Source organism: Collinsella sp. AF25-2LB, assembly GCF_003458415.1.
GTDB lineage: Bacteria > Actinomycetota > Coriobacteriia > Coriobacteriales > Coriobacteriaceae > Collinsella.
The window spans coordinates 79,501-103,378 of the sequence record NZ_QRUF01000004.1 but is presented as its reverse complement, the minus strand read 5'-3'; the positions used below and the strand labels follow the sequence as shown (position 1 = coordinate 103,378).

At 59.3% G+C, this 23,878-nt stretch carries 20 protein-coding genes, 1 pseudogene and 1 riboswitch; of the genes and pseudogenes, 8 read left to right on the top strand and 13 right to left on the bottom strand.

Annotated elements, in window-relative coordinates:
- Positions 1–219: 219 nt before the first annotated feature.
- The 6 genes and pseudogenes from DWY51_RS03220 to DWY51_RS03190 form a co-directional block, all read right to left on the bottom strand.
- Positions 220–819, bottom strand: a complete 600-nt coding sequence (locus tag DWY51_RS03220) for a tRNA (cytidine(34)-2'-O)-methyltransferase (RefSeq protein ID WP_117769845.1) — start codon at positions 817–819, stop codon at positions 220–222.
- Between the two features lie 95 nt (positions 820–914).
- Positions 915–2,045: a GTP-binding protein gene (locus DWY51_RS03215; protein WP_117635529.1), complete on the bottom strand. Its 1,131-nt coding sequence runs from the start codon at positions 2,043–2,045 to the stop codon at positions 915–917.
- Between the two features lie 86 nt (positions 2,046–2,131).
- Complete coding sequence (locus DWY51_RS03210) at positions 2,132–2,473, bottom strand: arsenate reductase family protein (RefSeq protein WP_117769844.1); 342 nt, start codon at positions 2,471–2,473, stop codon at positions 2,132–2,134.
- A gap of 11 nt (positions 2,474–2,484) precedes the next feature.
- Positions 2,485–3,108, bottom strand: coding sequence for a flavodoxin family protein (locus DWY51_RS03205; protein WP_117769843.1), 624 nt, complete (start codon positions 3,106–3,108; stop codon positions 2,485–2,487).
- Positions 3,109–3,182: 74 nt separating this feature from the next.
- Positions 3,183–4,712 (bottom strand): diguanylate cyclase domain-containing protein, encoded by a 1,530-nt coding sequence (locus DWY51_RS03200; protein WP_117769842.1) that lies wholly within the window; start codon positions 4,710–4,712, stop codon positions 3,183–3,185.
- Between the two features lie 127 nt (positions 4,713–4,839).
- Positions 4,840–7,557: pseudogene (locus tag DWY51_RS03190) on the bottom strand (EAL domain-containing protein).
- A gap of 324 nt (positions 7,558–7,881) precedes the next feature.
- Between DWY51_RS03190 and DWY51_RS03185 the strand changes: the two are divergent.
- Complete coding sequence (locus DWY51_RS03185; protein WP_199411352.1) at positions 7,882–8,751, top strand: patatin family protein; 870 nt, start codon at positions 7,882–7,884, stop codon at positions 8,749–8,751.
- A 112-nt stretch (positions 8,752–8,863) separates the two neighbouring features.
- Here DWY51_RS03185 and DWY51_RS03180 read toward each other — a convergent pair whose 3' ends face one another.
- The 3 genes from DWY51_RS03180 to thiM are packed head-to-tail and all read right to left on the bottom strand — an operon-like array spanning position 8,864 to position 10,740.
- Positions 8,864–9,559 (bottom strand): thiamine phosphate synthase, encoded by a 696-nt coding sequence (locus DWY51_RS03180; protein WP_117769839.1) that lies wholly within the window; start codon positions 9,557–9,559, stop codon positions 8,864–8,866.
- The gene (locus DWY51_RS03175; RefSeq protein ID WP_233504607.1) at positions 9,556–9,897 is read right to left on the bottom strand and encodes a thiamine-binding protein; all 342 of its coding nucleotides are present in this window, start codon (positions 9,895–9,897) and stop codon (positions 9,556–9,558) included. Before DWY51_RS03175 ends, DWY51_RS03180 begins: the two co-directional genes overlap by 4 nt.
- Positions 9,898–9,900: 3 nt before the next feature.
- Entirely contained in the window at positions 9,901–10,740 is an 840-nt protein-coding gene (gene thiM, locus DWY51_RS03170) for a hydroxyethylthiazole kinase (RefSeq protein ID WP_117769838.1), read from the bottom strand.
- Positions 10,741–10,791: 51 nt separating this feature from the next.
- Positions 10,792–10,902: riboswitch (TPP riboswitch) on the bottom strand.
- A 163-nt stretch (positions 10,903–11,065) separates the two neighbouring features.
- Here thiM and DWY51_RS03165 point away from each other — a divergent pair.
- The 4 genes from DWY51_RS03165 (at position 11,066) to DWY51_RS03150 (ending at position 15,628) form a co-directional block, all read left to right on the top strand.
- The gene (locus DWY51_RS03165; RefSeq protein WP_117769837.1) at positions 11,066–11,974 is read left to right on the top strand and encodes an HAD-IIB family hydrolase; all 909 of its coding nucleotides are present in this window, start codon (positions 11,066–11,068) and stop codon (positions 11,972–11,974) included.
- Positions 11,975–11,984: 10 nt separating this feature from the next.
- The gene (locus tag DWY51_RS03160) at positions 11,985–12,881 is read left to right on the top strand and encodes a LysR family transcriptional regulator (RefSeq protein WP_117769836.1); all 897 of its coding nucleotides are present in this window, start codon (positions 11,985–11,987) and stop codon (positions 12,879–12,881) included.
- Positions 12,882–13,036: 155 nt separating this feature from the next.
- The gene (locus DWY51_RS03155) at positions 13,037–14,170 is read left to right on the top strand and encodes a 5-methyltetrahydropteroyltriglutamate--homocysteine S-methyltransferase (protein WP_233504606.1); all 1,134 of its coding nucleotides are present in this window, start codon (positions 13,037–13,039) and stop codon (positions 14,168–14,170) included.
- 123 nt (positions 14,171–14,293) lie between these two features.
- Entirely contained in the window at positions 14,294–15,628 is a 1,335-nt protein-coding gene (locus tag DWY51_RS03150) for a uracil-xanthine permease family protein (RefSeq protein ID WP_117769834.1), read from the top strand.
- A 60-nt stretch (positions 15,629–15,688) separates the two neighbouring features.
- On the opposite strand, the gene DWY51_RS03145 is transcribed toward DWY51_RS03150, so the two are convergent.
- Positions 15,689–16,354 (bottom strand): alpha/beta hydrolase, encoded by a 666-nt coding sequence (locus DWY51_RS03145; protein WP_147332623.1) that lies wholly within the window; start codon positions 16,352–16,354, stop codon positions 15,689–15,691.
- 137 nt (positions 16,355–16,491) lie between these two features.
- A complete protein-coding gene (locus tag DWY51_RS03140) occupies positions 16,492–17,802 on the bottom strand; it encodes an NCS2 family permease (RefSeq protein WP_117769832.1) in 1,311 nt (436 codons plus the stop codon).
- A gap of 193 nt (positions 17,803–17,995) precedes the next feature.
- On the opposite strand from DWY51_RS03140, the gene DWY51_RS03135 reads away from it, so the two are divergent.
- On the top strand, positions 17,996–18,415 hold the full coding sequence (locus tag DWY51_RS03135) for a peptide deformylase (protein ID WP_035137017.1): 420 nt from the start codon (positions 17,996–17,998) through the stop codon (positions 18,413–18,415).
- 131 nt (positions 18,416–18,546) lie between these two features.
- Entirely contained in the window at positions 18,547–19,512 is a 966-nt protein-coding gene (bsh, locus tag DWY51_RS03130) for a choloylglycine hydrolase (RefSeq protein ID WP_117769831.1), read from the top strand.
- An 81-nt stretch (positions 19,513–19,593) separates the two neighbouring features.
- On the opposite strand, the gene DWY51_RS03125 is transcribed toward bsh, so the two are convergent.
- Both DWY51_RS03125 and DWY51_RS03120 read right to left on the bottom strand, forming a co-directional pair.
- Positions 19,594–21,840, bottom strand: coding sequence for a KUP/HAK/KT family potassium transporter (locus DWY51_RS03125; protein ID WP_117769830.1), 2,247 nt, complete (start codon positions 21,838–21,840; stop codon positions 19,594–19,596).
- A 139-nt stretch (positions 21,841–21,979) separates the two neighbouring features.
- Positions 21,980–22,891: a DMT family transporter gene (locus DWY51_RS03120; protein WP_117757313.1), complete on the bottom strand. Its 912-nt coding sequence runs from the start codon at positions 22,889–22,891 to the stop codon at positions 21,980–21,982.
- 118 nt (positions 22,892–23,009) lie between these two features.
- On the opposite strand from DWY51_RS03120, the gene DWY51_RS03115 reads away from it, so the two are divergent.
- Positions 23,010–23,867, top strand: coding sequence for a LysR family transcriptional regulator (locus DWY51_RS03115; protein ID WP_117757314.1), 858 nt, complete (start codon positions 23,010–23,012; stop codon positions 23,865–23,867).
- Positions 23,868–23,878 lie beyond the last annotated feature (11 nt).

The following is a 23,878-nucleotide window of genomic DNA, read 5'->3' as shown; positions in this document are numbered from 1 at the left end:
AATCTGTTGTCTGCCAGCGAGATGGGCAGGAACCTCACCAAAACTGGGGGTAAATGGGTTCTCGAGATATTTCACAAGGCTCTCCTTTCACACCGCCGTTTAACTTCATTTTACTTTAGTTAATTCTGATTAAAAGTGATGGCTCTTTATCTAGAGCATCAATTAGGCGTGTGTGCCGTCGGCGTGGCGCTTGAATGTGACAAAGGGTCAGTCCCTTTGTCACATTCCCGGAAAGCCTGTTTGGCGTAGGGCTTCGTAGAGGACGATGGCGGCGCTGTTGGAGAGGTTGAGTGCGCTGATGCGGTAGTCGTCCGGGTTGACGAAGTTGCCGCAGATATCCTGCTGAAGGATGGTCTCGTGGCTGTCCTCGGTATGTCCGAGCGATTCCTCGTGAGCTTCCCAGGCCTCGGCGTTATCGAGTGAGTCACAATCGCGCAGCATCGGGATGCGCTCGCAGCGCTCGGGCGCCGCGGCAAGCAGTGGCTCGGGAATGCCCGAGCTCTCGCTGCCAAAGACCAAATAGTCACCGTCGCGGTAGGTGCTTTGCGCATAGGTGCGGCGTGCCTTTTTGGTCAGCAGATGCAGATGGCCATCGGCGGGGGAGAGGCCGTTGCGCGCAAGGAAATCCTCCCAGCCGGCATAGGTCGTCACGTCCAAATTTTGCCAGTAGCCCAGACCGGCGCGACGTACCGTCTTGTCATCGAGGGAAAACCCCAGCGGCTCCACCAGATGCAGATGGGCACCGGTGACCACGCAGGTACGGCCGATATTGCCCGTATTGGCCGGAATCTCGGGCGCATACAGCACGATATTGAACATGAATCTCCTTGGCTCAGAACGAAAAACCACCACGAAGGGCACCTTCGTGGTGGTTTGGCGGTTACGTAGGCGGAAAAATGCCCGCTTGGATAAACCTAGGCGCGGTGCCAGTCGGTCAGGCAGGCATCGAGGGAGGCGATGAGCGCATCCTTGTCCATGTGACGGCCGATGATGCACAGGCTTGTCATGCGGTCGCCCGTCTCGTCGTCCCAAATCTGCATGATCTCGGGGTTCTCGTCGATAATCTTCTGCTTCTCGCCCTCGGGCGCAGAGTCAACGAACAGACCGTTCTCCATCAGGCGCATCTGGTGGCCGGCCTGCTCGAACATGTAGCACATGTCCGGATCGCCGGTCTGCCACAGCGGACCCTTGACGCGGATGACCTCGTCGGGCCACTCCTGCTCAACAAAATCGGTGAACTTCTGCAGGTCAAACGGCTTGCGGCGCGAGTACACAAAGGTCTCGATGTCGTACTCGAGCACCTCAGGGTCGTCGTGCTCCTCGGGATGCTCCATGGCCTCGATCCAGGCGGCGGAGTTGTAGGCGCGCATAAAGTCGAAGCGGTCGGTATCGAGCAGCTCCTCCATGGGGACCTCGCCGTTTTGGGCCTCGACGATCACGGCGTCCTTCTGCAGGCTGCGCACGATGGCCTTGAGCTCGGCGATCTGCTCGGGCGTTACGGTATCGGTCTTGTTAAGGATCAGCGTGGAGCAGAACTCGATTTGCTGGATGAGCAGGCTTTCGATGTCGTCCTCGTCGATATCCTCAGCCAGCAGGTCGCGACCGCCGTTGAACTCGTCGTACATGCGGGCGCAGTCGACCACGGCCACGATGTTGTCGAGCGCGAGCTTGGGCTCGCCGCCCACCTTGGCCTCGTCGCAGAAGCTCGAGATGGTGTAGGCGATGGGGATAGGCTCGCAAATACCCGATGCCTCGATGATGATGTAGTCGAACTTGCCCGAATCGGCAATGCCCTGCAGCTGGTTGGCCAGGTCGTCCGAAAGCGTGCAGCAGATGCAGCCGTTGGTGAGCGGGATGAGGTCGTCGGTCTCGGAAAGGCCGCCGTCGGCGATAAGGCTGGCGTCGACATTGATCTCGCCGATATCGTTGACGATCACGGCGGCGCGGATGCCGCCGTCGTTAGCGAGGATGTGGTTGAGCAGCGTGGTCTTGCCGGCACCGAGGTATCCGGTAAGCATGATGATCTTCACGGGTTTGTTGGGCATGTGCCCTCCTTTGTTAGACATGGCTTACAGTTGAATCTTATGCCAAACGCCTGCTCTTATACCCACGCGCCGGCAAATAACACAGGCTACTCCCAGGCTCCCCATACATCGGGGCAATAACCGACGGTGGCCTTTTTGCCGTTGCGCACGATGGGCTCGGCTAGAACCTGCTGGTTTTCGAGCAGTTTGTCGAAGCGCTGGCTAGGGGTGAGGTGCTGGATGAGCGCGAGCGTCTCCTCGTCCTTGGCCTTGGGGTTGAGCAGCTTGTCGATGCCGCCGACCGCCTGCATCACGCTCGTGAGCTCGCCCTTGCTCATCTCCTTTTCCCTAAGGTCAATAAACTGCACCTTAATGCGGCGCTCCTTAAAATAGCGCTGGGCCTTCTTGGTATCGAAAGACTTTTTGGTTCCAAAAATCTGGATATTCATGCTCCGCCGCTCTATCGAATGAAGTTGGTCGTTGCTCGATCTGCCTCGGGTGCGTTGATACCGGCGGCCTGTCCTGCCTCGATACAGCGCAGGAGCCAGGCCATGTTTTTGCCGATGTTTCGCATGGTGGCAAGGCCCTCGGCATCCCCATCGGCGTCGCCGGGCACGCGGCCAAACACGTTGTTCCAGTAGGTGGAGGCAACCACAGGCATTTGCTTAATGGTGAAGTACTTGTTGAGCACATCGAACGTGGTCGACGTGCCGCCGCGACGGGCGACGGCGACCGCGGCGCCGGGCTTGTGCTCAAAGGCATGCCCGCCTGCATAGAAGGCGCGATCGAGGGCTGAGAGGATGCGTCCGCTGGGATGCGCATAGTAGACGGGGGAGCCAAAGACAAAGCCATCTGCCTGCTCGGCGGCAGCGATGAGCTCGTTCACCACGTCGTCGTCAAAGGTGCAGCGACCGCCAAGCTTGCCGCACTGGCCGCAACCGATGCAGTCGCGAATGGGCTTGGCGCCCAGCTGGAACACCTCGGTATCGATGCCCTCGGCGTTGAGTTGCTCGGAGACCTCGGCGAGTGCGCGGGCGGTATTGCCGTTTGCCTTGGGACTGCCATTGACCAAAAGAACCTTCATCACAAACTCCCTCTGCTGTTGGTGACTTCTGCAGAGGATTATCGCACGATGGGGGAGGCGGTGCGGGCGCGGTGCTAATCCAGTTTGGTACCTGGCACCTGCACGGCTTTACCGAGCAACGCTTTGAGCTCGTTCAAAATGGAAACGGGCTGTCGATTGACAGCGTCCAGATGAAGCGTCGCCACACGAATGGGCGGCTGATATTCAAGCGAGCCGATGAGCACGGGAGAACCCAGGAATCGTTCGATTTCGTTTGCGAGCTCGTCGATTGCCTCGGGGCCGAGCTCATCGAAAAGCGCCACGAACATTGGTCCCGTCGAGCGGAACAAGCGACCCTTGCCGCGCGAACAGTCCATGAGGCAGGCGGCGCTTTCGGCGAGCACGCGGTCGCCTGCATCGAATCCAAAGCGGGCATTGACTTCGGCGATATCGTCGACCTTAATGGCAATAAAGCCTGCCTCGCGCGCCACGCGGCGCATCTCTCCAATGGCGTTGACCAGGGCGTGAATATCGCCCAAGCCGGTCACGGAATCGGTCGTATCTGCCAAGCTTCGGTTGATGATAATGCCCACATACATGCCGGGCTCGGTATCGGTGCCGTCCAAGCGGTAGCCCGTGCAGTCGCAAAGCACGTATTTTCCGGTGGCATCCATTACGCGATACTGCATGTAGTGGAAGTGCCATGTGCCGTTTATCACCATGTCGAGCTCGGCACGTACGTTGTCGCGGTCCTCGGGATGAACGCGGGCGAGCCACATGTCGAGTGAGTTAAAAGGGTGCTGGGAGGGCAGGTCAAAATCGCGCACGGCGTTAACCGACCATTGCGATTCTCCCGTATCGAGATTGAGGATAAACGGATAGCGCGTCTCGGAGCTCATGGAGATCGCTTGGAACACCCGGTCGTTGCAGGGAAGCTGATCGACGATTGGGCGTTGCGGCGCGTCATCGTCTTTCGGTTGCTGCACACGATGCATAAGCTTATAGCGATACATCTTGCGATCGGCATCCATCGTCATCTGGCGACGCGTGTCGCCAGCAAGTGGATCGACGCGCGAGCAGCCAAAGCTAAAGCTGCCGATCATGGGCGCCTTGCCACCTGAGCTCGCCTCGATCAGCCTGGTACGTACCTGCTCCAAGCGCTGCTCGAGTTCAATCTCGTTTGCGGAGGGCGAGATGAGCACAAACTCGTCTCCACCGATACGGAACAGCATCTCATCGTGCTCCATGGTTTCGGAGAGCGTGCGGCAGATGCTCAGAATATAGCGATTGCCTTCGGCGTGGCCAAACCTATCGTTGCAATGCTTGAGATGGTCGATGTCAATATAGGCGCAGGTGAAGGGGTCGCCTTTGCGCCAGAGTTGCTCGACGTGACGGTCGAATCCGTTGCGGTTGCCCAAGTTGGTGAGCGGATCGATATAGGCGTTGCGCTCAAGCAGCTGGCGCTCTTGTTGCAGGATGGCATGCGTCTTTTGCAGTTGCTCACCAACGGCGCGTAGCTCAGCAGGCAGCGCGGCAACATCGAGTTCGGCGGTCGAGACGCCGTTCGCAAGTCGCTGAAGATAGGCAATAATCGATTGCTCGCCCAGGCGATATGACTCGTTCATGATGGATAACCTCCTTGGGCGGAACAACGGTTTGTATCATATCCCCAATTCGGTTTGAATTGGGGATATAAGTTAGCTAATGGAGACAAATGCCCCCTTCGACGGTGGCGTTTTGCGCGCGAGCGTATCAGTTGTTATTGCCACCATCGAGCAATGCCTCAAAATCCTTCGCAGGCATGGGGCGGTAGTAGAGGAAGCCCTGAGCGTAGCGGGCGCCCATTTGTCGTAGCATGTTTGCCTGCTCATTTGTCTCGACGCCTTCGACCACGACGGGCAGATGGAGCGACTGCGCCATTTCGAGCATCGATGAAATGATTTGCGTGCTGCGGCCTTGATCGCGGTCGGTGGGCACAAAGGTGCGGTCGAGCTTGATGACGTCGACGTTGACGTTCTTGAGCATCGCGAGCGTGGACTGACCGGTGCCAAAATCGTCCATATAGGTCGAGAAGCCGCGGGTGTGCAGATCTGCGGTCAGCTTATCCACGGCCTCGGATTCTCCCGTATAAGCCGTCTCGGTGATCTCGATACGCATGAGCTCGGGCGGTAGGTTGTATTGGGCGGCGAGCGCCCCCATATGTTCGGCAACGTCGCAGGCAAGGATATCCACGCGCGACACATTAAGCGAGACCGGAACCACGCGAAGACGGCGATCGAGACGCTCGCGAAGCTATATGGCGACACCCTGCCAAATGTACTTGTCGAGCGTCACTACAAAGCCGCTTTCCTCGAGTGCGGGGATAAACGTTGTGGGCGAAATGAGAGAGCCGTCCTTGTCAATCCAGCGGGTGAGTGCTTCGGCGCCAATAATCTCGCCGGTTTCCATATCGACCTGGGGCTGAAGATAGTACGTGATGCGACCATTTGACAGCGCGTACTGGAATTCGGTCAGCGTGCGGTGGAACGCGACTTCGCGCTCGTACTCCGCGGGGCGGAAAATAGCAATGCGCTCCTTAAAGTCGTTTTTTGCGCGTCGATTGGTAAACATGGCCTTTGCCTGCGCATCGATGGTGATTTCCTCATTGGAGTCGATGGGGTAAACGCCCATGGACGGCCAAAAACCTACGCCGTCATCATGTCTGGCTACGGCCTCGCGAACGCGGTTGTAGATTTGATGGACGGTGATGTGCTTAAAGGGGATGAGTACACAAAAGTCATCTTGGCCCCAGTACCCTGCGACGCCCATATCGGCATTCTCGATGTCCTTGAGGACCGTGCCCACATCGGCGAGTACGCGGTCGCCCTCGGCCTGGCCGTGCCATTCATTAAACAGGCGCATGTGGCCCATGTCGACTGTGGCGATGCACCAGGTGCCGTTGCGCCTTGCCTCGAGAAATGCGTTGGCGCGCCGCATAAACTCGCTGGGTCGATAGAGGCCCGTGAGCGAGTCGATACGTTCAGCTATGGCGCTTTTGCGCTCCGCCTCGGGTATGGGGAGGCTGTCGTTGGGAACAAGCCCGCCGGCCGTGCGAAGGCGACGGTCGAGTTCGCCTAAAACGGCGGTCGCTTGATGGGTTAAGTGCTCGTAAAAGGCCGGGACGACAAGGCAGACGGGAGTAATGGTGTCGCCTGCGATTCGAACAGGAGCGAAAACGGCTTCTTTAAGGTGGCGGGTCAGTTGCTCGAATGCCTCGTGGTCTAGTTCGTTGCTGAGCACGACGAACTGGACGCTTCGTGAACGGTAGACCCGGCTCCTGCCGCGGGTGATCGACAGCATGCGGCCTGCGTATTCGGCAAGCATGTTGTCGACAGCCTCGGCCCCGTAGAGCTCGTTGAGTTTTGTCGTGCCACGAACGCGCACCGCTATAAGCCCTGTCTCGCAACGATCGCGGCGGCAGGCGTCGATGGCGTTGACCAGCATGCGCTGCGTTCCGAGGCCTGTGGCAGCGTCGACGGTTTCGGCAAGTGAGTGGTTGACGAGCTCGCCGACATAGAGCGAGGGGACATTTCCGTCGCCGTCGATACGAAACCCGCGAGCACGGCAAAGGACGTAGTCGCCGACGGCGTTGCGCACACGATACTGCATGACGCGACGGTGCTTGGTGCCGTTGTAGACTTGGTCGATGTCGTTGATGCAGGCCTCAAGGTCGTCGGGATGGACGCGCGTTTTCCAGTAATCGCGACAGTTGTCTATGTGCTCCGAGGGAAGGCCAAGATCGCGCAAGGCACCTTGTGACCAAAGGGTGCGATGTTTGTCCAAGTTCTCGATAAAGAAATAACGGCCCTCGTTGAGCATCGAAAAGGCGTCAAAAATACGATCGCTTATTTCGAAGTCGTCGGCGTGGACTTGCGTGATATTGCGTCGATCGAGGTGCATGGCATGACGTAGCTTGTAGTCGTACATGCGATGGTCGGCATCGAGCGTCATGCGATTGGAAGCTTCGCCCAGGGCGGGGTCGGCATGTGACACTCCGTAGCTAAACGAGTGGGGCATCTCGGAATCGTTGTTTTTGAGCAGAACCGTTCGGCAGTGTTTCAGACGTTCGGCGAGGTCGTCCTCGGTTGCAATCGTAGATAGGATGGCAAACTCGTCGCCGCCTATGCGAAACGCCGCTTCGCCCACCTTCATATACAGCTTAAGATAGAGACTTACCTGCAAGATATAGCGGTTGCCCTCGTCATGCCCAAAGACGTCGTTGCAGTGCTTGAGATTGTCGATATCGATGAACGCCATGGTAACGGGGGCGTCCTGCTCCCAGAGCTCCTCGAGGGAACGGGCAAAGCCGCCACGGTTGCCAAGCCCGGTAAGCTGGTCGGTAAAGGCAGTCCTGATCAGATCCTCCTGCCGTTCGAGAAGGTCGCGGACGGTCTTTTCGAGCGTTTCGGTGTAATTGCTGACAGTTTCCATGTTCTAAGCGACTTTCTGAGGTCGGGGCGGATTGCGTCGGGCGAGCTCGTTGTGTACACGCGTCGTTGCTCAGCGCTTTGCATGTATCCAGGCCCCCGCCTTGCCGCGTTGTTGAGTTAATTTGTCGGCTAATGTTCGCTGTTGATAACAGCTGAGTAGTGTAAACAATAGTGCACAATTATATATGGGTGCACATGCTGTGGGCGGCTATTATTCGACAAGCGGTAGCGCGACGATGCGATGTTCGATAAAAATGCGACTGGGACGATATATGTTGACGGGTATACTTGTCCCGTTTTAAAACGCAGGAACGGAGATGGTCGCATGGCACAGTCAAATATGACGCGCACGGTGGGGCTGGCGCTCGAGGGAGGCGGCTACCGCGGTATGTATACGGCGGGCGTGCTCGACGTTTGGATGGAGCACGGTTTGACCTGCGACCATATGGTGGGCGTCTCGGCGGGCGCGGCGTTTGGCTACAACTTTAAATCGCGCCAGATCGGCCGCGCCATTCGCTATAACAAGGCCTATTGCGCCGACAAGCGCTATGCGAGCGTGACCAGCTGGCTGCGAACCGGCGATATGTACAATGCCGACTTTGCTTATCACGAGGTGCCTATCGAGCGCGATCCTATCGACTTAGAGGCGTATCGCACCTGTCCCATGCGATTTACGTGCGTGTGTACCGATATCGAGACGGGCAAGGCCGTCTATCACGATCTGCCGTATGGCGACGAGCGCGATATCGAGTGGATTCGGGCGTCGTCGGCAATTCCCGTGGCGACGCGTCCCGTTGCTATTGACGGGCATAAGTATCTGGATGGTGGCGTGGCTGATTCTATTCCCAGCGCGTGGCTGTTTGCGCAGGGGTATGACCGCAATATCGTGGTACTCACGCAGCCGGCGGGCTTTGTGAAGCAGCCCAACAGCGTGATGCCCATGCTGCGGCGCGTGTTCCGTCACTATCCGGAGTTTGTCGCAGCGCTTGAGCATCGGCATGAGGTCTACAATGCCACGCTCGATGACCTGGCACGTCGCGAGGCTGCCGGCGAGATCTTTGTGGTGCGTCCGAGCGAATCGGTGAAGGTGCCGTCGCTGTGTCGCGAGCCCGATGAACTTGAGCGCATCTACCAGATTGGTCGCCGCGATGCGGAGGCGACCTTGCCGGCACTGGAGGCATATCTGGCAGGGTAGAGGCTGCTGCCGCCATCTCGGCGGAAAGCACATCCCGGAATGGAGGCTCAAACTGGGATGCGCTTTCCATTGCTGAAGATATGAGGCTGCGAATCAGCTGCTCGGCCTAGACTTACGCCTGCTGCCAGGTGTCGACGAGCTCCTTGGCCGCGGCGTAGGGGTCATCGGCGCTGCAGACGGCGCTCACCACGAAAAAGCCGTCGACGCCGGTGGCCTTGAGCTGTGGCAGGTCGGCCGTCTTGACGCCGCCGCCCACCACGATGGGCACGGGGCTTGCCGCGTGGAGGGCGGCCAGGTCCTCAAAGCTCTTGGTGATGATAGAGCCGTCGGCCGCGCGTCCGCAGTCGCGCTTGGTCTCGGTCTCGTGGAGTGGGCCGATGCCCAGGTAGTCGACTAGGCTCATGTCGGCGGTCTTGACGTACTCGAGCATCTCCTCGCAACGGGCGGAAAGGCCCACGATGGCGTTGGGCCCCAGCAGCTTGCGACAGACCTCGACGGGAATGTCGCTCTGACCCACGTGCACGCCGTCGACAGCAATGCCCTGCTCGCGCGCGGCGAGTACGCAGTCCAGGCGGTCGTCAATCAGCAAAGCGACCTGACCGGTCTTGCCGGCCTGTGCGATTGCCTGCGCGGCGTCGCCGGTCAGCGCAATGATCTCGCGGGCGCTTGCCACCTTGGAGCGCACCTGGATGCAGGTAAAGCCGGCGTCGAGTGCCTGGGCCACCACATCGCCCACGGGGCGCCCGAGCGTGTTTTCGGGGCCGAGCACCAGATAGGCCGAGATATCAAGGTTGTCGCGGATACTCATCGTGTTTCCTCCTGCTTTTTGATCTGAGCTTCCATGCGCTCGAGCTTGCCGGTCATGGTGTCGGTAAATCCGGGTCGAATATCGGCTTTGAGCACGACTTCGGTGCGGATGCCCTTGCTCGCCAACACAAAGGTTGCGTCGCGCACGACCTGCATGACCTCGTCCCAGTCGCCCTCGATCTCGGTGAACATCGAGGTGGTGCGGTTGGGAAGGCCGCTCTCGCGAATGACGCGCACGACCTCGGCGACCTCGGCGGACAGCTCATCGCCGGTGCCGCACGGGGCGATGGCCACGGCGACGAGCGTATTCATGCCGGCATCGGTTGCGGGCTCGGACATGGCCTATGCCTCCTCGAGGTCGAGCTGGTTGTTGGCGATGTCCTGGGCGGTTGCGCGGTAGAGCTCGTCGATAAAGGCGACCTTAAAGCTTGCCGGGGCGTCGGCGACAGCGGCGGCACGCGAGCCGGCAACGTTGTAGACGGCGGTGCCGCAGACGGCGGCCGTAAACGGGTCGGCAGCGCAGGCGTACACAGCCAGCACGCCGCCTTGCGAGCAGCCGCAACCGGTGATCTTGGACATGAGCGGGCTGCCGCCGTGGGACTTGGCCACGGTCATGCCGTCGGTGATCAGGTCGACTTCGCCCGAGACCACAACGGCGCCGCCGGTGTAGCGGGCGAGCGCCACGGCGGCATCGCGGGCGGCGTCGACCGTGTCGGTGGTATCGACACCGCGCACGCGGCTCAGATCGGCCGCCTCGCCCTCAAGACCCCACAGGCCGGCGAGCGCGATGATCTCGGAGGCGTTGCCGCGCACGATGGCGGGCTTGTACTGCTTAAGCTCGTTTACCAACTGGGTGCGCAGACTGCCGATGCCCAGACCCACCGGATCGAGCACCCAGGGCTTGCCGGCGTCGTGTGCCGCCTTGGCCGCGCGGGGAATCGTCTGCTCGTAGATGGGGAAGAGCGTGCCCATATTGAGATAGATGGCGCCGCCGCCGGCAACGAGCGCCTCGCCCTCGTCGGGAAGATAGACCATGGCGGCCGATCCACCCACAGCGAGCTGCGCGTTGGCGACAAAGTCGATCGTCACCGTGTTGGTGATGGAGCCGGCCATCGGATTGGTGGTGCGAATCTCCTCCACGGCCTTGACCATATGTTGCTTAAGCTGTTCCGAATCAATCACTGCACATGCCTCCTTGGCATAGAAAAGGGGCGCTGTGCATAGACAGCGCCCCTGTAAAGGCGGCATGCTCCCTACGCCAGCATTAACTGACAGGTTCAAAGGATTGGGCCCCATGCCCTCTCAGCCTTGTGGTTTGCACCGCCGGCACTCCCGCATCGAATCTGTTGTTCCCTATACTAGCGCACCTGCCAAAAAGGGACAGGTTTATTTTGGCAGGTAACAACTGGGACTTTGCGTTTTCCCAGATGAAACCTGCCGAAATAAACCTGTCCCTTTTTGGCAGGTCGGTACAATAGATGGGATTAAGAATGACCTAGGGGACTCTATGATCAAACTTGTGCTGACCGATATGGACGATACACTGATTCCAGCCGGGCATGACGGCGCCAGCGACTACGCCATTGAGGGTATTCATGCCATGCAGGCGGCGGGTTTGCACTTTGGGCCGGTTTCGGGTCGTCAGCCGTCCGCGATGGGCTGGATGTTCAAAAACCGTTCCGGGTGTTATTCGACCGGTGCGTTCTGTAACGGCCAGGTGATGTTTGTTGACGGCGAAGTAGTCGCCTCGCGCGCAATCGACAACGATGCTCTGATGCGTTTGGCCGACTATCTGGAGCAAGAGACCGACGATACATTTCTAAAAGTCTACAGCCTGGGCGATGACTTTTGGGGCAACGATGCCCATTGTGTGACGAGTGACCCCGAGCGCGTTCGTCGCGCCATGGAGTCGGGCGGCAACGCGTGGCTCAAAGGCGAAGAGGCCCCATGTCGTCCCGTCGTCGATGACGCGTCGGTGTTTAAGGCGAATATCTGGAGTGCCCGTTCGCGTGAGGAGCTCGCGGAGCTACGTGAGCGCGTTGCCGCTGAGGTGCCGGAACTCTCGCTTGTGTTTCCCAACAACCGAGTGCGCCTGTTCGACATCCTTCCGGCTGGTTGGGACAAGGGCTGCGCTGCGCTGGAGCTGGCGCGCGCTTTGGGCCTGACGCCCGACGAGGTGGCCGTATTCGGCGATTCTGATAACGATTTGCCCATGATCGATGCCGTTCCTAACTCCGTTGCAGTCGCCAATGCCAACGAGGCCGTCACGGCTGCCGCACGCTGGCATATTGGCGCTGCGGCAGATGATGCGGTTGCCGGGGCTCTGCATCAGATTGCCGCCTGCGCCGCGACGGGGGAGATGCCGTCGTTTATGCGTCAAATGGACGCGGCAGGTTTTGGCGTCACGAACGTCTAGGGAGAAGGCTATGAAGCTCCAGCAGCTCAGATATGTTGTTAAGGTTGCCGAATGCGGTAGCATCACCGAGGCCTCGCGCCGGCTCTTTGTGTCGCAGCCCTCGATTACCGCGTCGATTCGCGATCTCGAAAACGAGATGGGTGTGCATATCTTTGAGCGCACCAACAAGGGCGTCATTGTGTCCGAGGAAGGCGAGACCTTCTTGGGCTACGCGCGCCAGGTGCTCGACCAGGCCGACCTGCTCGAGGGCAAGTACAAAGGCACGTCCGAGCAGGTGCCGCACTTTAGTGTGAGCTGCCAGCATTATTCCTTTGCCGTTAATGCGTTTGTCGATGTGATCCGCGAGTTCGATGCCGCGCGCTACGACTTTACCCTGCGCGAGGAGCAGACCCACGAAATTATCGAGGATGTCGCGCATATGAAAAGCGAACTCGGCATCCTGTATCTGTCGGAGCACAATCGCGAGGTCATCGAGCGCATGCTTGCCGCCAACGAGCTCGTGTTCGAAGGGCTCTTCTGCGCCACGCCGCATGTCTTCGTCTGCGCCGACCATCCGCTGGCGGGCCGCTCCAGCGTGACGCTCGAGGATCTGGAAGACTACCCGTTCCTGTCCTACGAGCAGGGCAGCTACAACTCGTTTTACTATTCCGAGGAGCTGACCTCGACGTTCGAGCGTCGCAAAAATATCCGCGTGCGCGACCGTGCGACGTTGTTCAATTTGGCCATGGGCCTCAACGGCTACACGGTATGCTCGGGCGTGATCAGCCACGAGCTCAACGGCCCCGGCATTATCTCGATTCCGCTCGACGTGGACGAGTACATGGAGATTGGCATCATCACGCGCAAGAACACGACGCTCACGCGCTACGGTCGGGCCTATATCGACGCGATTCGTCAGCATATCTAGGCTGCTGTGCTCCGCACGGTTCAAGTCTCTTTATGACAGTCCAGACTGATATAGGAAGCATCTATATCAAACTGTTATAAACGTATATTTTACGATGACCATATGAGCGCTCATACTCTGTCCCAGTAAAGCAACCAATGCAAAGGGAGATATCTATGAGCACTTCGATTCAACCGAACGCGCCGTTTCGTGCCGATATCGTCGGCAGTTTTCTTCGTCCGCAGGCTGTAAAGGATGCCCGTGCCGCCTATGTCGCGGGTAAACTCGACGCTTCCGGCCTTAAGGCCGTCGAGGACGAGGCCATCCGCGACTTAGTGGCCAAGCAGAAGGCCGCCGGCCTGCAGGTGATCACCGATGGCGAGTTCCGCCGCAGTTACTGGCACCTCGATTTTATGTGGGGCCTTAACGGCATTGAGCGCCGCACCTCACGCACGGGTTATATGTTCCATGACGAGGAGACGACGGCCGACACCGCCGTGGTTACCGGTCCCATTAGCGGCGAGAACCACCCGTTCGTCGAGCATTTTAAGTTTGTCAAGGCGCTTGAGGGGGAGGGCCAGGTCGCGCGTCAAACCATTCCGGCGCCGATCCAGACGTTCTCGGAGGTTACGCTCGACCGCTGCGATGGACAGCAGGAGAGTCTGCGCGCCGTCTACAAGACCGATGAGGAACTTGCCGACGCCATTGCAGCCGCTTATCGCACGGTGATCGCCGACCTGTATGCCGCGGGCTGCCGCAACATCCAATTTGATGACTGCACCTGGGGCATCTATTGCGATACGGACTTTGTGTCCAAGACTGGCATGAGCCCGGTTGACCTGCAAAAGGTGAGCGAGCTGGGCGTGGCGCTCAACAATGCTGCCATCGCGGGCAAGCCCGACGATCTGGTTATCAACACGCATGTGTGCCGCGGCAACTATCACTCCACGTATGCCTTCGAGGGTGGTTACGATCCCATTGCGCCGTACCTGTTCGCACATGAGAACGTCGACGCGTTCTACCTTGAGTTCGATACGCCACGCGCCGGTGGCTTTGAGCCGCTTAAGTACGTTGCTCCCGGCAAGAAGGTCGTGCTGGGCCTGGTGACCACCAAGGCGGCTGAGCTTGAGGACGAGGACGTTATCGTCGAACGTATCCAAGAGGCCGCAAAGTATGTGCCGCTCGAGAACCTGTACCTGTCGCCCCAGTGCGGCTTTGCCAGCTGCGAGATTGGCAACAAGCTGACCGAGGACGAACAGTGGGCAAAGATCGCGCTGGTCAAGCGCATTGCTGAGCGCGTTTGGAAGTAACGTTACCGCTTGCAGGTGACGGCGCGCGCGAGACATGGTGTATCACGTACAATGGTTCGGATCGTATCGTTCGGGCAGGTTATCCGATATGCCTGATCGCCCTTCCATCATGAAAGGACTTCCATGTCCCAATCCTCGACGCCCGCCGTCACCGATGCCATCTACGACGCATCGTCGCTCGGCCGCCCGCGCATGTTCGTGTTGGGTTTGCAACACATGTTTGCGATGTTCGGAGCAACGGTGCTCGTGCCCGTGCTCACCGGCCTTTCCGTTTCGGCGACGCTTCTGTTCGCCGGCATCGGCACGCTGCTGTTTCATTTTCTATCGCGCGGTAAGGTGCCTGCGTTCCTGGGCTCGTCGTTTGCCTTTATCGCGGGTTATGCCGCCATTGCGCCCAACGGCGAGGCCGAGCTTTTGCCCTACGCCTGCCTGGGCGTTGCCTGCGCCGGTCTGCTCTATCCGGTGCTCGCGGCCCTGTTCCGTGCCTTTGGCGCCAAGCGTGTCATGCGCTTCTTTCCGCCGGTGGTGACCGGTCCCATCGTCATTTCCATCGGCCTGATCCTAGCGAGCTCTGCCATTGCCAACTGCCAGACCAATTGGCTTGTTGCCGTTGTCGCTGCGGCCGTCATCGTCATCTGCAATATTTGGGGCCGCGGCATGGTCAAGATCGTGCCGATCCTGCTGGGCGTCGTGGTGAGCTATACCGTTGCGGCCGCGTTGGGTGAGGTCGATTTTTCGGGCGTTGCCGCCGCTCCGTGGGTCGGTCTGCCCATCGTGTGGGACAACACCGTGTTTGCGCTCTTTGGCCCGCAGTTCGATAGCGGTCTTGCCACGACGGCCATCATCACCATCATGCCGCTGGCCTTTGCAACTATGATCGAGCATATCGGCGATATCTCCGCCATTGGCTCTACCTGCGAACGCAATTACATTGCCGATCCCGGTCTGCACCGTACCCTGCTCGGCGATGGCCTGGCGACCATCTTGGCATCGCTCTTTGGCGCCCCCGCCAATACGACGTATGGCGAGAACACCGGCGTGCTTGCCTTGACGCGTGTGTTCGACCCGCGTGTGATTCGCATTGCCGCCTGCTGCGCCATTGTGCTTTCGTTCTGCCCCAAGTTTGCTGCGGTGATTGCCGCCATGCCGGCGTGCGTTATCGGCGGTGTGTCACTCGTGCTCTACGGCATGATCAGCGCCGTTGGCGTGCGTAACCTCATCGAGAATCAGGTTGATTTCCAGAACAACCGCAACGTGCTGGTGGCGGCTCTGGTGCTCGTGCTTTCGCTCGGCATTGCCTACAGTACCGCCGGTGCCATCGTGCTGGAGCTGGGCGGCGTGACGATTTCGCTTTCGGGCCTTGCCGTGGGCTCGCTGGTGGGCATTGTGCTCAACGCCATCCTGCCCGGTAATGACTTTGAGTTTGATACTTCCGAGCTTGAGGAGACTGCTGAATAGTAGCTGCGTTCAGCCAAATTAAAAATGGCGTCCATGCGTATGTACGCGTGGACGCCATTTTTAATGCGTCAGTATCCAGTGGATGCCGCGCGCCATGCGCAGGTCAGTTTGGGCAAAGTGATTGCCGGGGTTGAGCTCCAGCGTTGTTGGAATGTCACGCTCGATAAACAGCTCTTCCATCGCACGCGTATCGTCGAGTACGTGCCGCATCATGCGGTTGGGCGTCTTGGTTTCCTTTTTACCGAGCGACAGATAGGCGGCGTCGGGCGTGGCTGTCATCGTGCGCTCGCGCGCGTAGTCGATAAAGCCGGGGAACCACAGCGACCCCGATGCACTTGCCGCGCGCTCAAAGACATCTGTTTGCCAAAGTGCCCACAGTGAAAAAAGACCCGCCAACGAGTAGCCGGCAATGCCGCGCCAGGTGGGCGGGCAGGGAAGTGATGATTCGGCCTCTGGGATTATCTGATTCAGCAGCTCATCGAGAAACTCAGACGCCTGTCCGCCAAAGGGCTCGGCATCTCGTATAGTTCCGTCGCATTCCCAGGGGCTCAGCTCGCGATTCCAATCGAGTCCTCCAATGGCGGCAAGGGTGAAGGGCGGGCAGTCGAGCTCTCGGCAGCGCTCGTAGACTTCACTACCGTCGCCCATAACCACGGGAAGGTAGATGACGGGCGCGCCTTCCACACACTCTGAATAAACGGTTATCTGCTTATGATGCGCTTCCAAGGCAGGCTTCTCTCGGTGTTGTGATATTGACAGCCTCAATTGTCGCACGCTGGCGCGGGGGCAGACGCTAAAAGAAAGGCGCGGAGCCGCTCGATGCGACTCCGCGCCTTGATGTTCTGCTTTAGCAGACTATGCCGTTACGCCACGAAGAAGTAGACGAGGAAGGCAAGGGCTGCGATCCACATGAGCGGCTTGATCTTGGAGGCCTCGCCCTTAAAGAGCGCGACGATCACGTAGGCGATAAAGCCCAGGCCAATGCCGGCAGAGATGGAGTAGGTGAAGGGCACGCCGGCGACGATCATGAACGCCGGGAAACCCTGCGACACGTCGGACCAGTCGATCTCGGAGGCTTCGCTCATCATGAGGTAGCCGACGTAGACCAGAGCACCGCAGGTGGCGGCGCTGGAAACGATGGTGACGATGGGGGAGAAGAACGCGGCGAGAATGAACAGCACGCCGGTGGTGACGGAGGTGAGGCCCGTGCGGCCACCGTCGGCGGCGCCGGAAGTGGACTCGACGAAGGTGGTGATGGAGGAGACGCCCATGAAACCGCCCACAGCAGCGGCGGCGGAGTCGACGATCAGGATCTCCTTGATATTCTCGACGTTGCCGTCGTCGGTGAGGAACTCGCCCTGCTTGGCTACGGCCATCGCGGTGCCCATGGTGTCGAAGAAGTCACTCATGAGCAGCGAGAACGAGATGACGAGGAGCGTGGGGTCGGTAAGGACCTTGACGATGGCGGGCACGCCGCCGGCGTCGGCGATGGGGCCACCGATGCTCGAGAAGTCGAGCGGGGCGATGATACCGGTCGGAGCATGGGTCACACCTAGGGGGATACCGGCGATGACGGCGACGACGATGCCGATGAGCAGCGAGCCGGGGACGTTGCGGCAGGCGAGGGCGACTGTCACCAGGATGGAGATGATGCCGACGATGAAGGTGGGGGAGGTGATGTCGCCCAGACCGACGAGTGTACCGGCGCCAGCGGTGATAATGCCGGCATCGCACAGGCCAATCATGGCGATGAACAGGCCCAGACCCACCGAGATGGCGTGACGCAGGACAACCGGGATGGCGTCCATGATGGCCTCGCGCAGGCCACAAAGCACGAGCAGCAAGATGACGATACCCTCGAGGAAGATGACGCTCATGGCCACGTGCCAGTCACCGCCGCAGACGGTGGTGGTGATTCCAGCGATCATCGCGTTGACGCCTAAGCCCGACGCGCAGGCGAGCGGGCGGTTGGCGAAGATGCCCATGCAGATGGTCATGATGCCGGCGCCCAGGCAGGTGGCGCAGGCGAGCGCTCCCGCATCGATGCCAGCGCCCGAGAGCACTGCGGGGTTGACGGCGATGATGTAGGCCATCGCCAGGAATGTTGTCAGTCCAGCGCGCAGTTCGGTCCCGATTGTGGACTTGCGCTCGCTGACGTGAAATAGTTCGTCCATGCATACCCTTTCCTTGCTCGGCCCCGAGTTTAGGCCGATTGACACGAACTCACCCACTATAGCCCCTTTACGACGCTGTTGTTCCTCGCATGTTGATGTTCGGCGCTTTGTAGCAGACGGACGGTATTTTTCGCATGAAAATGTGTGGGTACCGTATACTTAAGCGGTTACAACGACCCCTATGGAGGAACGTATGATTAAAGAGCTTTGCCACGACGAGGCTATTCTGTCCCAGCGTTGCGAGGTTGCGACCGTCGAGGACGAGTCGGTTGCTCAGGACCTGATCGATACCATCAAGTCGCTCGACGATGCCGGCTGCTTGGCCGCTAACCAGATTGGCGTTACCAAGAAGGTTTGCGTCTACCTGGACGATGCCGGCGAGCCCCACGTGCTCTACAACCCCCGTCTGGTGTTTGGCCTGGGCGCCAGCAAGATGGAGGAGAGCTGCCTGACGCACGAGGAGGTCACCAAGTCCACGCGCTATATCAAGTGCAAGGTCGCCTTTGATCAGATCGTCGACGGCAAGATGAAGGAGTGCCGCCGCGACTACGCGGGCTTTGAGGCACAGATGATCCAGCACATGATTGACCACTGTCTTGGAAAGTTGGTCTAAGGGGACCAAAGCACCGCACTTCGTCTCTTTTGGTCCGGGCGTGACATTGTTGTCATGTCCGGGCTTTTGTGTTTAGCGCCTTTTTGTTTGGTGACAATGAGCTTAGCAAGAACGTAAAGCTAGGAGGCGCTATGTGTACGAGCATTCGATTTACCGATAATTCTGGCCACATGTATCTAGGCCGCAACCTCGACTGGAGCTTTGACTACGGCCAACAGGTTCGCGTGATGCCGCGCGGGTTTCACATCCCGTATTCGTTTATCGACGATGCGTCGGCGGCACACGCGGTAATCGGCATGTGCATCGATTACAAGAACTATCCCATGTTTTTCGACTGTGGTAACGATGCGGGTCTGGCTGTGGCGGGGCTCAACTTTCCCGGCTATGCCGAGTATGCCGAGGGCCCGGTTGATGGAAAGACCAATATCGCGGCCTATGAGTTTCCCCTGTGGGTGGCAGCGACGTTCTCGACGGTCGATGAGGTCGAGGCCGCGCTGCGCGACACGGTGATTGTCGCCAAATCTGCCGGAGAGGGGCTGGGCGTGTCGCTGCTCCATTGGATTATCGGCGACAGCCAGCGCAGCATCGTGGTCGAGATGATGGCTGACGGCCTGCATGTATACGACGATCCGGTCGACACCCTTGCCAACCAGCCGACCTTCCCGTGGCACATGGAAAACCTGCGCACCTATATCACCGCCACAAGCGATTTTCCGCAGACGGCGACATGGCGTGGCGCCGAGCTTAAGCCCTATGGAGCCGGTGCCGGCATGCGCGGCATTCCGGGCGATTGCTATTCGCCGAGCCGTTTTGTAAAGGCGGCGTACCTCAATGCCAATTACCCGCAAAAGGAGAGCGAGACCGAAAACGTCGTTCGCATGTTCCGCTCGCTCGAGGGCGTGGCGATGATCGAGGGAGCGTCCAGGATGGGCGATGGCAAGTTCGAGAAGACTATCTATACCGGATGCTTTAGCGCGCGCACGGGCAATTATTACTACGCGATGTATGGGGATCCGTCGATTCGCTACGTGAGCCTGATGGATGCCGAGGGCGCGAACCCCGATAGGCTCGTGGTTCCCGGGCCGCGTCGTTCGTAGCTCACTGGTCCGTTGCGACATAAAACGGCCTCGCACCTCCTATGAGATGCGAGGCCGTTGTCGTCAATGGCTGGTGGCGTGTTAGAAGTTGGCGTCGTTGAACTGGGTGCTCTCGAGTCCGTCGAGTTGCTGTTCGGGCGTATCGGCGACGCTCTCGAGCAGCTCGGTGGGATCGACGTTCATGCTCTTGCCGGCCTCGTTGCCGTTGACCAAGTCGTCCGAGAAGATGTCGACCTCCATTTCCTCGGCCTCTTCGATCTGAACCTCGAGCGGCACCTGGGTGCGCACAAGTTTGACGGCCGGGCGCATGCGGGCAAAGAGCGGTACGTACTCAATGATGATGGCCGAGTTCTCGAGACCGTACCAGCGTGCCGGGCTTCCGCAGGCGCGGCGGACGGCGTACTTGATGGCCATCACGCGGTGGTCATTGCGGTTGATGTCCGTTTCGGGGGCAAGCATCTTGCGCAGCATGCAAAAGCGGAAGTCACCTACGTTGCCGCGCGTCTCGTAGATGGAGTAGGTGTGATGTTGCGGCGGCAGCTCGCCCGATGCCATCAAGTCGCCGACGATCTGACGCAGATAGGCGTTGACGCGCTGGTTGACCTTAAAGCCCAGGTCCAGGCGCACGCGGAACAAAAAGTCCGTGCCAAAGGTCTCGACGGAATACTCGTGCGTATAGGGTTCGTCGGTAACGTGCACGTTGATGAACCAATATGCCTTGGCGCGCTTGGGGTGCTTGTCCAGGATGGAATAGAGCACGTCGCGGTCGAGTGTGAGCGGGTCGGGGCTGTTGGTGAGAAATACCAGATTGTCGGCGAGCACGGGATAGGTCTCGTCATTGCGCAGGCGATTGAGCTGGTCGATGTACTTGGAGACGGGCAGCAGAATCGTCTGCGTGCGCTCGATGGCGGTGCCGCGACGCCACACATACATAAGGCCAAACAGCAGTGCGGCCAAGAAGATCATCACATAGCCGCCGTCAAAGAACATGGTGAGGCACGAGGCGAAAAAGCACAGCTCAATGGCGCCGAAGAGCAGGGCGAAGACGCAGGCGCCCAGCTTGTGCTTGAGAATGCCGGCGATATAGCTCGTCAAAAGCGTGGTGGTCATAAGCATGGTCACGGTAATGGCGAGGCCGTAGGCACTCTCCATGCGCTCGGAGTTTTGGAACAGCAGCACGATGAAGATGCAGCCGACCCACATGATGTTATTGACGAGCGGAATATAGAGCTGGCCCTTGGTGTCGCTGGGGTAGTGGATGCGCAGGTGCGGCATAAGGTTGAGGCGCGTTGCCTCGGATACCAGCGAGAACGAGCCGGTGATGAGCGCCTGTGAGGCGATGATGGCCGCCACGGCCGAAAGCACGATGGCAAACGGGCGTAGGGGCTCGGGGAGCATCATATAGAACGGGTTGACGATATCCATCGCGAGCATCTGGGGGTTGGAGTTATTGGCGAGCAGCCAAGCTCCCTGACCCAGATAGTTGAGGATAAGGGCCGCCTTAACAAATGGCCAGGATGCATAGATGTTTGCCTTGCCCACGTGGCCCATGTCCGAGTAGAGTGCCTCGGCACCGGTTGTCGACAGGAAGACAAAGCCGAGCACCATAATGCCCGAATGGTTGATGGGCGAGAACAGGAACATAATGCCGCGGATGGGGTTGAGCGCGCGCAAGATGGACAGGTTGCCGAGCATGTTGAACAGACCGGCGCCTGCCAGGAACAGGAACCACAGCGTCATGAGCGGGCCGAAGAGCTTGCCGATTGACGAGGTGCCGGCGCGCTGCATGGCAAATAGGCCGCAGATAATGATGATGGTGATGATGATGACGTTGGTCTGGCCGTCGCCCAGCAGCGCATGGCCCCATTTGATGGTGCGTAGACCCTCGATGGCTGTGGTGACCGTGACGGCGGGGGTGAGGATGCCGTCGGCGAGCAGCGCCGCGCCGCCGATCATGGCGGGCAGAATCAGCCATGGTGCCACCTTGCGTACGAGGCTGAACAGGGCGAAGATGCCGCCTTCGTTGTGGTTGTCGGCCTTCATGGCGATTACCACGTACTTGACCGTGGTCACGAGCGTCATGGTCCAGATGACGAGCGAAAGCGCGCCCAGGATCATGTCCTCGCTGACGGTACCGATGCCGCCGTTGTTGGCGACGATTGATTTCATGGTGTACATGGGGCTCGTGCCGATGTCGCCATAGACGACGCCGAGCGTTACGAGCAGCATGCCAGCGGAGAGGGGAATGGCTCCGTGCCCGCCCTGCCCATGCTGGCCTTGGAGGTTTGCCTCCAGTTTGTTGTGTGCCACGTGGACTCCCTTAGACATCCGGTTATCTGTCTAGGACAAAAAACTTTATGCCGTCTTTATACATACAAGAGCAGTTTGGCACATCGGGTTATTTTAGACAATAATCCTCAGCTGGGGATTATTTATCTACGCCGGTAGCATTTCAAAGCAGGGGCTTTTAAGCACGTGCTGTCTGGGCGATGCCAGCCTTGGCGTTTGCGCGTTTGCCGGCGAGTTCGCAAAAAATCGCGCCGCCGATGATAAGCGCGGCGCCCATCAGGCGGACCGGTGTTATGGCTTCACCCAAAAGGGCGGCCGAGAACACGACCGCCGAAAGCGGCTCGAGGTAGCCGACGACGGCGACGGTCTGGACGGGCAGCTTGGCGACGGCGCTAAAGTAGAGCAGGCAACCAATGCCGGTGTTGACGACGCCGAGCATAGCGACGGCGCGCCAATCAATGCTGGCGGCGACGCCGGCGGACAGGAACGAGGGAGCGCCCTGCGTGATGAGCGTGAGGGCCAGTGCGGTCACAAAGGCGGCGCTCACTTGGAGTGCGGAGTTCTCGAGGCCCTCGATGTGCGGCGCACCCTTGCTGGCGATGACCATCAATGCATAGCAGAAGGCCGAGGCGATTCCACAGACGATGCCCGCAATGGGCATATTGCCGCCTAGACCTTGCGCTGCAATGAGAAAAGCACCGCAGGCGACGGCGACAAAGCCGGCGATTTTGCCGCCGGTCAGCTTTTCGCCAAAAATGAGCGGGGAGAGGGCCATAACGATGATGGGGCCACAGTAATACAACAGCGAGGAGATACCAACGCCGATCGTCTGATAGGCGCGGAACAGGAAAATCCAGCTGGCGCCCAGCGCGGCGCCCGAGACGATGAGCGCTGCGGCCTCGCGGGGGCGAGACGGAGCCTGCAGGTTATGGCGCTTGGTTATGAAGAGGATGGCGGCAAGGGTGAGAGCGCCCAAAAACGTGCGCAACAGTACGATATCGGAGCTCGGCAGCGCGATGGCAGCGGCGATGATGCCGTTGGAGCCAAACAATAGCAATGCTGCTAAGTACGTAAACAATCCGTTGTTCATGTGCTGACATCCCCTCTATATCCGAACATGTTCACTATGGGTGAACTGGCTTTAGAAGAAAAGCGAATATAATGCATGGATAACATGACAAAAACTCATGTAAAGGTGGAGGGGTGCCGTGGAAACGAATATTCAAAAGATGCAGGTGCTGCTCGAGACCGTGCGGGCCGGCAGTTTTACGCGCGCCGCCGAGCGGCTGAGCTATTCGCAGTCGGGCGTGAGCCGCATGGTGGGCGACCTTGAGACCGATTGGGGTTTTAAGGTGCTCGACCGCAGCCGCGAGGGTGTGGTGCTTTCTGCCGATGGGCGGCAGATCATGCCGGCGGTTGAGGCGCTCTGCGAGGAGTTTGGCCGCCTGCAGCGACACGTGGACGAGATGCGTGGGCTCATGCGCGGCAAGATCTGCATTGGTACGTTTTCGAGTGTGGCGACCCACGTGCTGCCACCGGTCATAGCGCGTTTTCGCGCCGATCACCCGGACGTCGATTATGAGTTGCTGATGGGCGATTACTCAGAGATTGAACAATGGGTGGCGGAGGGGCGCTGCGACCTGGGCTTTATCCCGCGTGAGCCCCGAGAAAACGGCATGGCATCACGGTCTTTAGTGTGTGATGAGCTGATGGCGGTGGTGCCGACAGATTCGTTGCTTGCCACGGCGGAGTTCGTCTCTCTTACCGATTTGGCAAGAGAGCAGTTTATTCTGCTGGAACGGGGTACCGATGATGAGATTACGCCGCTATTCCGTCGGGCGGGGCTGGCGGTGCGCTCAAAACTGTCGACTTGGGATGACTATGCGATTATGGCTATGGTCGAGGATGGCCTGGGCGTGAGCATTCTTCCCGCGCTCATCTTGCGTCGCTGCCAGTTCGATGTTGCTGTGCGTCCGCTCGAAGGGCATCCCCATCGGCAGATCAACGCCATATATCGAACGGCCGATGTTTCGCTTGCCGCCGCTCGTTTCCTCGAATACCTCTAAATGCGTGCACG

Coding starts and splice junctions, on each gene's coding strand:
- DWY51_RS03160 (WP_117769836.1), top strand. CDS start 11,985: ATGAAGCTCCAGCAGCTCAGATATGTTGTTAAGGTTGCCGAATGCGGT.
- bsh (WP_117769831.1), top strand. CDS start 18,547: ATGTGTACGAGCATTCGATTTACCGATAATTCTGGCCACATGTATCTA.
- DWY51_RS03205 (WP_117769843.1), bottom strand. CDS start 3,108: ATGAAGGTTCTTTTGGTCAATGGCAGTCCCAAGGCAAACGGCAATACC.
- DWY51_RS03175 (WP_233504607.1), bottom strand. CDS start 9,897: ATGTCCGAGCCCGCAACCGATGCCGGCATGAATACGCTCGTCGCCGTG.
- DWY51_RS03135 (WP_035137017.1), top strand. CDS start 17,996: ATGATTAAAGAGCTTTGCCACGACGAGGCTATTCTGTCCCAGCGTTGC.
- DWY51_RS03200 (WP_117769842.1), bottom strand. CDS start 4,712: ATGAACGAGTCATATCGCCTGGGCGAGCAATCGATTATTGCCTATCTT.
- DWY51_RS03165 (WP_117769837.1), top strand. CDS start 11,066: ATGATCAAACTTGTGCTGACCGATATGGACGATACACTGATTCCAGCC.
- DWY51_RS03220 (WP_117769845.1), bottom strand. CDS start 819: ATGTTCAATATCGTGCTGTATGCGCCCGAGATTCCGGCCAATACGGGC.
- DWY51_RS03140 (WP_117769832.1), bottom strand. CDS start 17,802: ATGGACGAACTATTTCACGTCAGCGAGCGCAAGTCCACAATCGGGACC.
- DWY51_RS03150 (WP_117769834.1), top strand. CDS start 14,294: ATGTCCCAATCCTCGACGCCCGCCGTCACCGATGCCATCTACGACGCA.
- DWY51_RS03125 (WP_117769830.1), bottom strand. CDS start 21,840: ATGTCTAAGGGAGTCCACGTGGCACACAACAAACTGGAGGCAAACCTC.
- DWY51_RS03180 (WP_117769839.1), bottom strand. CDS start 9,559: ATGAGTATCCGCGACAACCTTGATATCTCGGCCTATCTGGTGCTCGGC.
- DWY51_RS03210 (WP_117769844.1), bottom strand. CDS start 2,473: ATGAATATCCAGATTTTTGGAACCAAAAAGTCTTTCGATACCAAGAAG.
- DWY51_RS03185 (WP_199411352.1), top strand. CDS start 7,882: ATGGCACAGTCAAATATGACGCGCACGGTGGGGCTGGCGCTCGAGGGA.
- DWY51_RS03215 (WP_117635529.1), bottom strand. CDS start 2,045: ATGCCCAACAAACCCGTGAAGATCATCATGCTTACCGGATACCTCGGT.
- DWY51_RS03155 (WP_233504606.1), top strand. CDS start 13,037: ATGAGCACTTCGATTCAACCGAACGCGCCGTTTCGTGCCGATATCGTC.
- DWY51_RS03120 (WP_117757313.1), bottom strand. CDS start 22,891: ATGAACAACGGATTGTTTACGTACTTAGCAGCATTGCTATTGTTTGGC.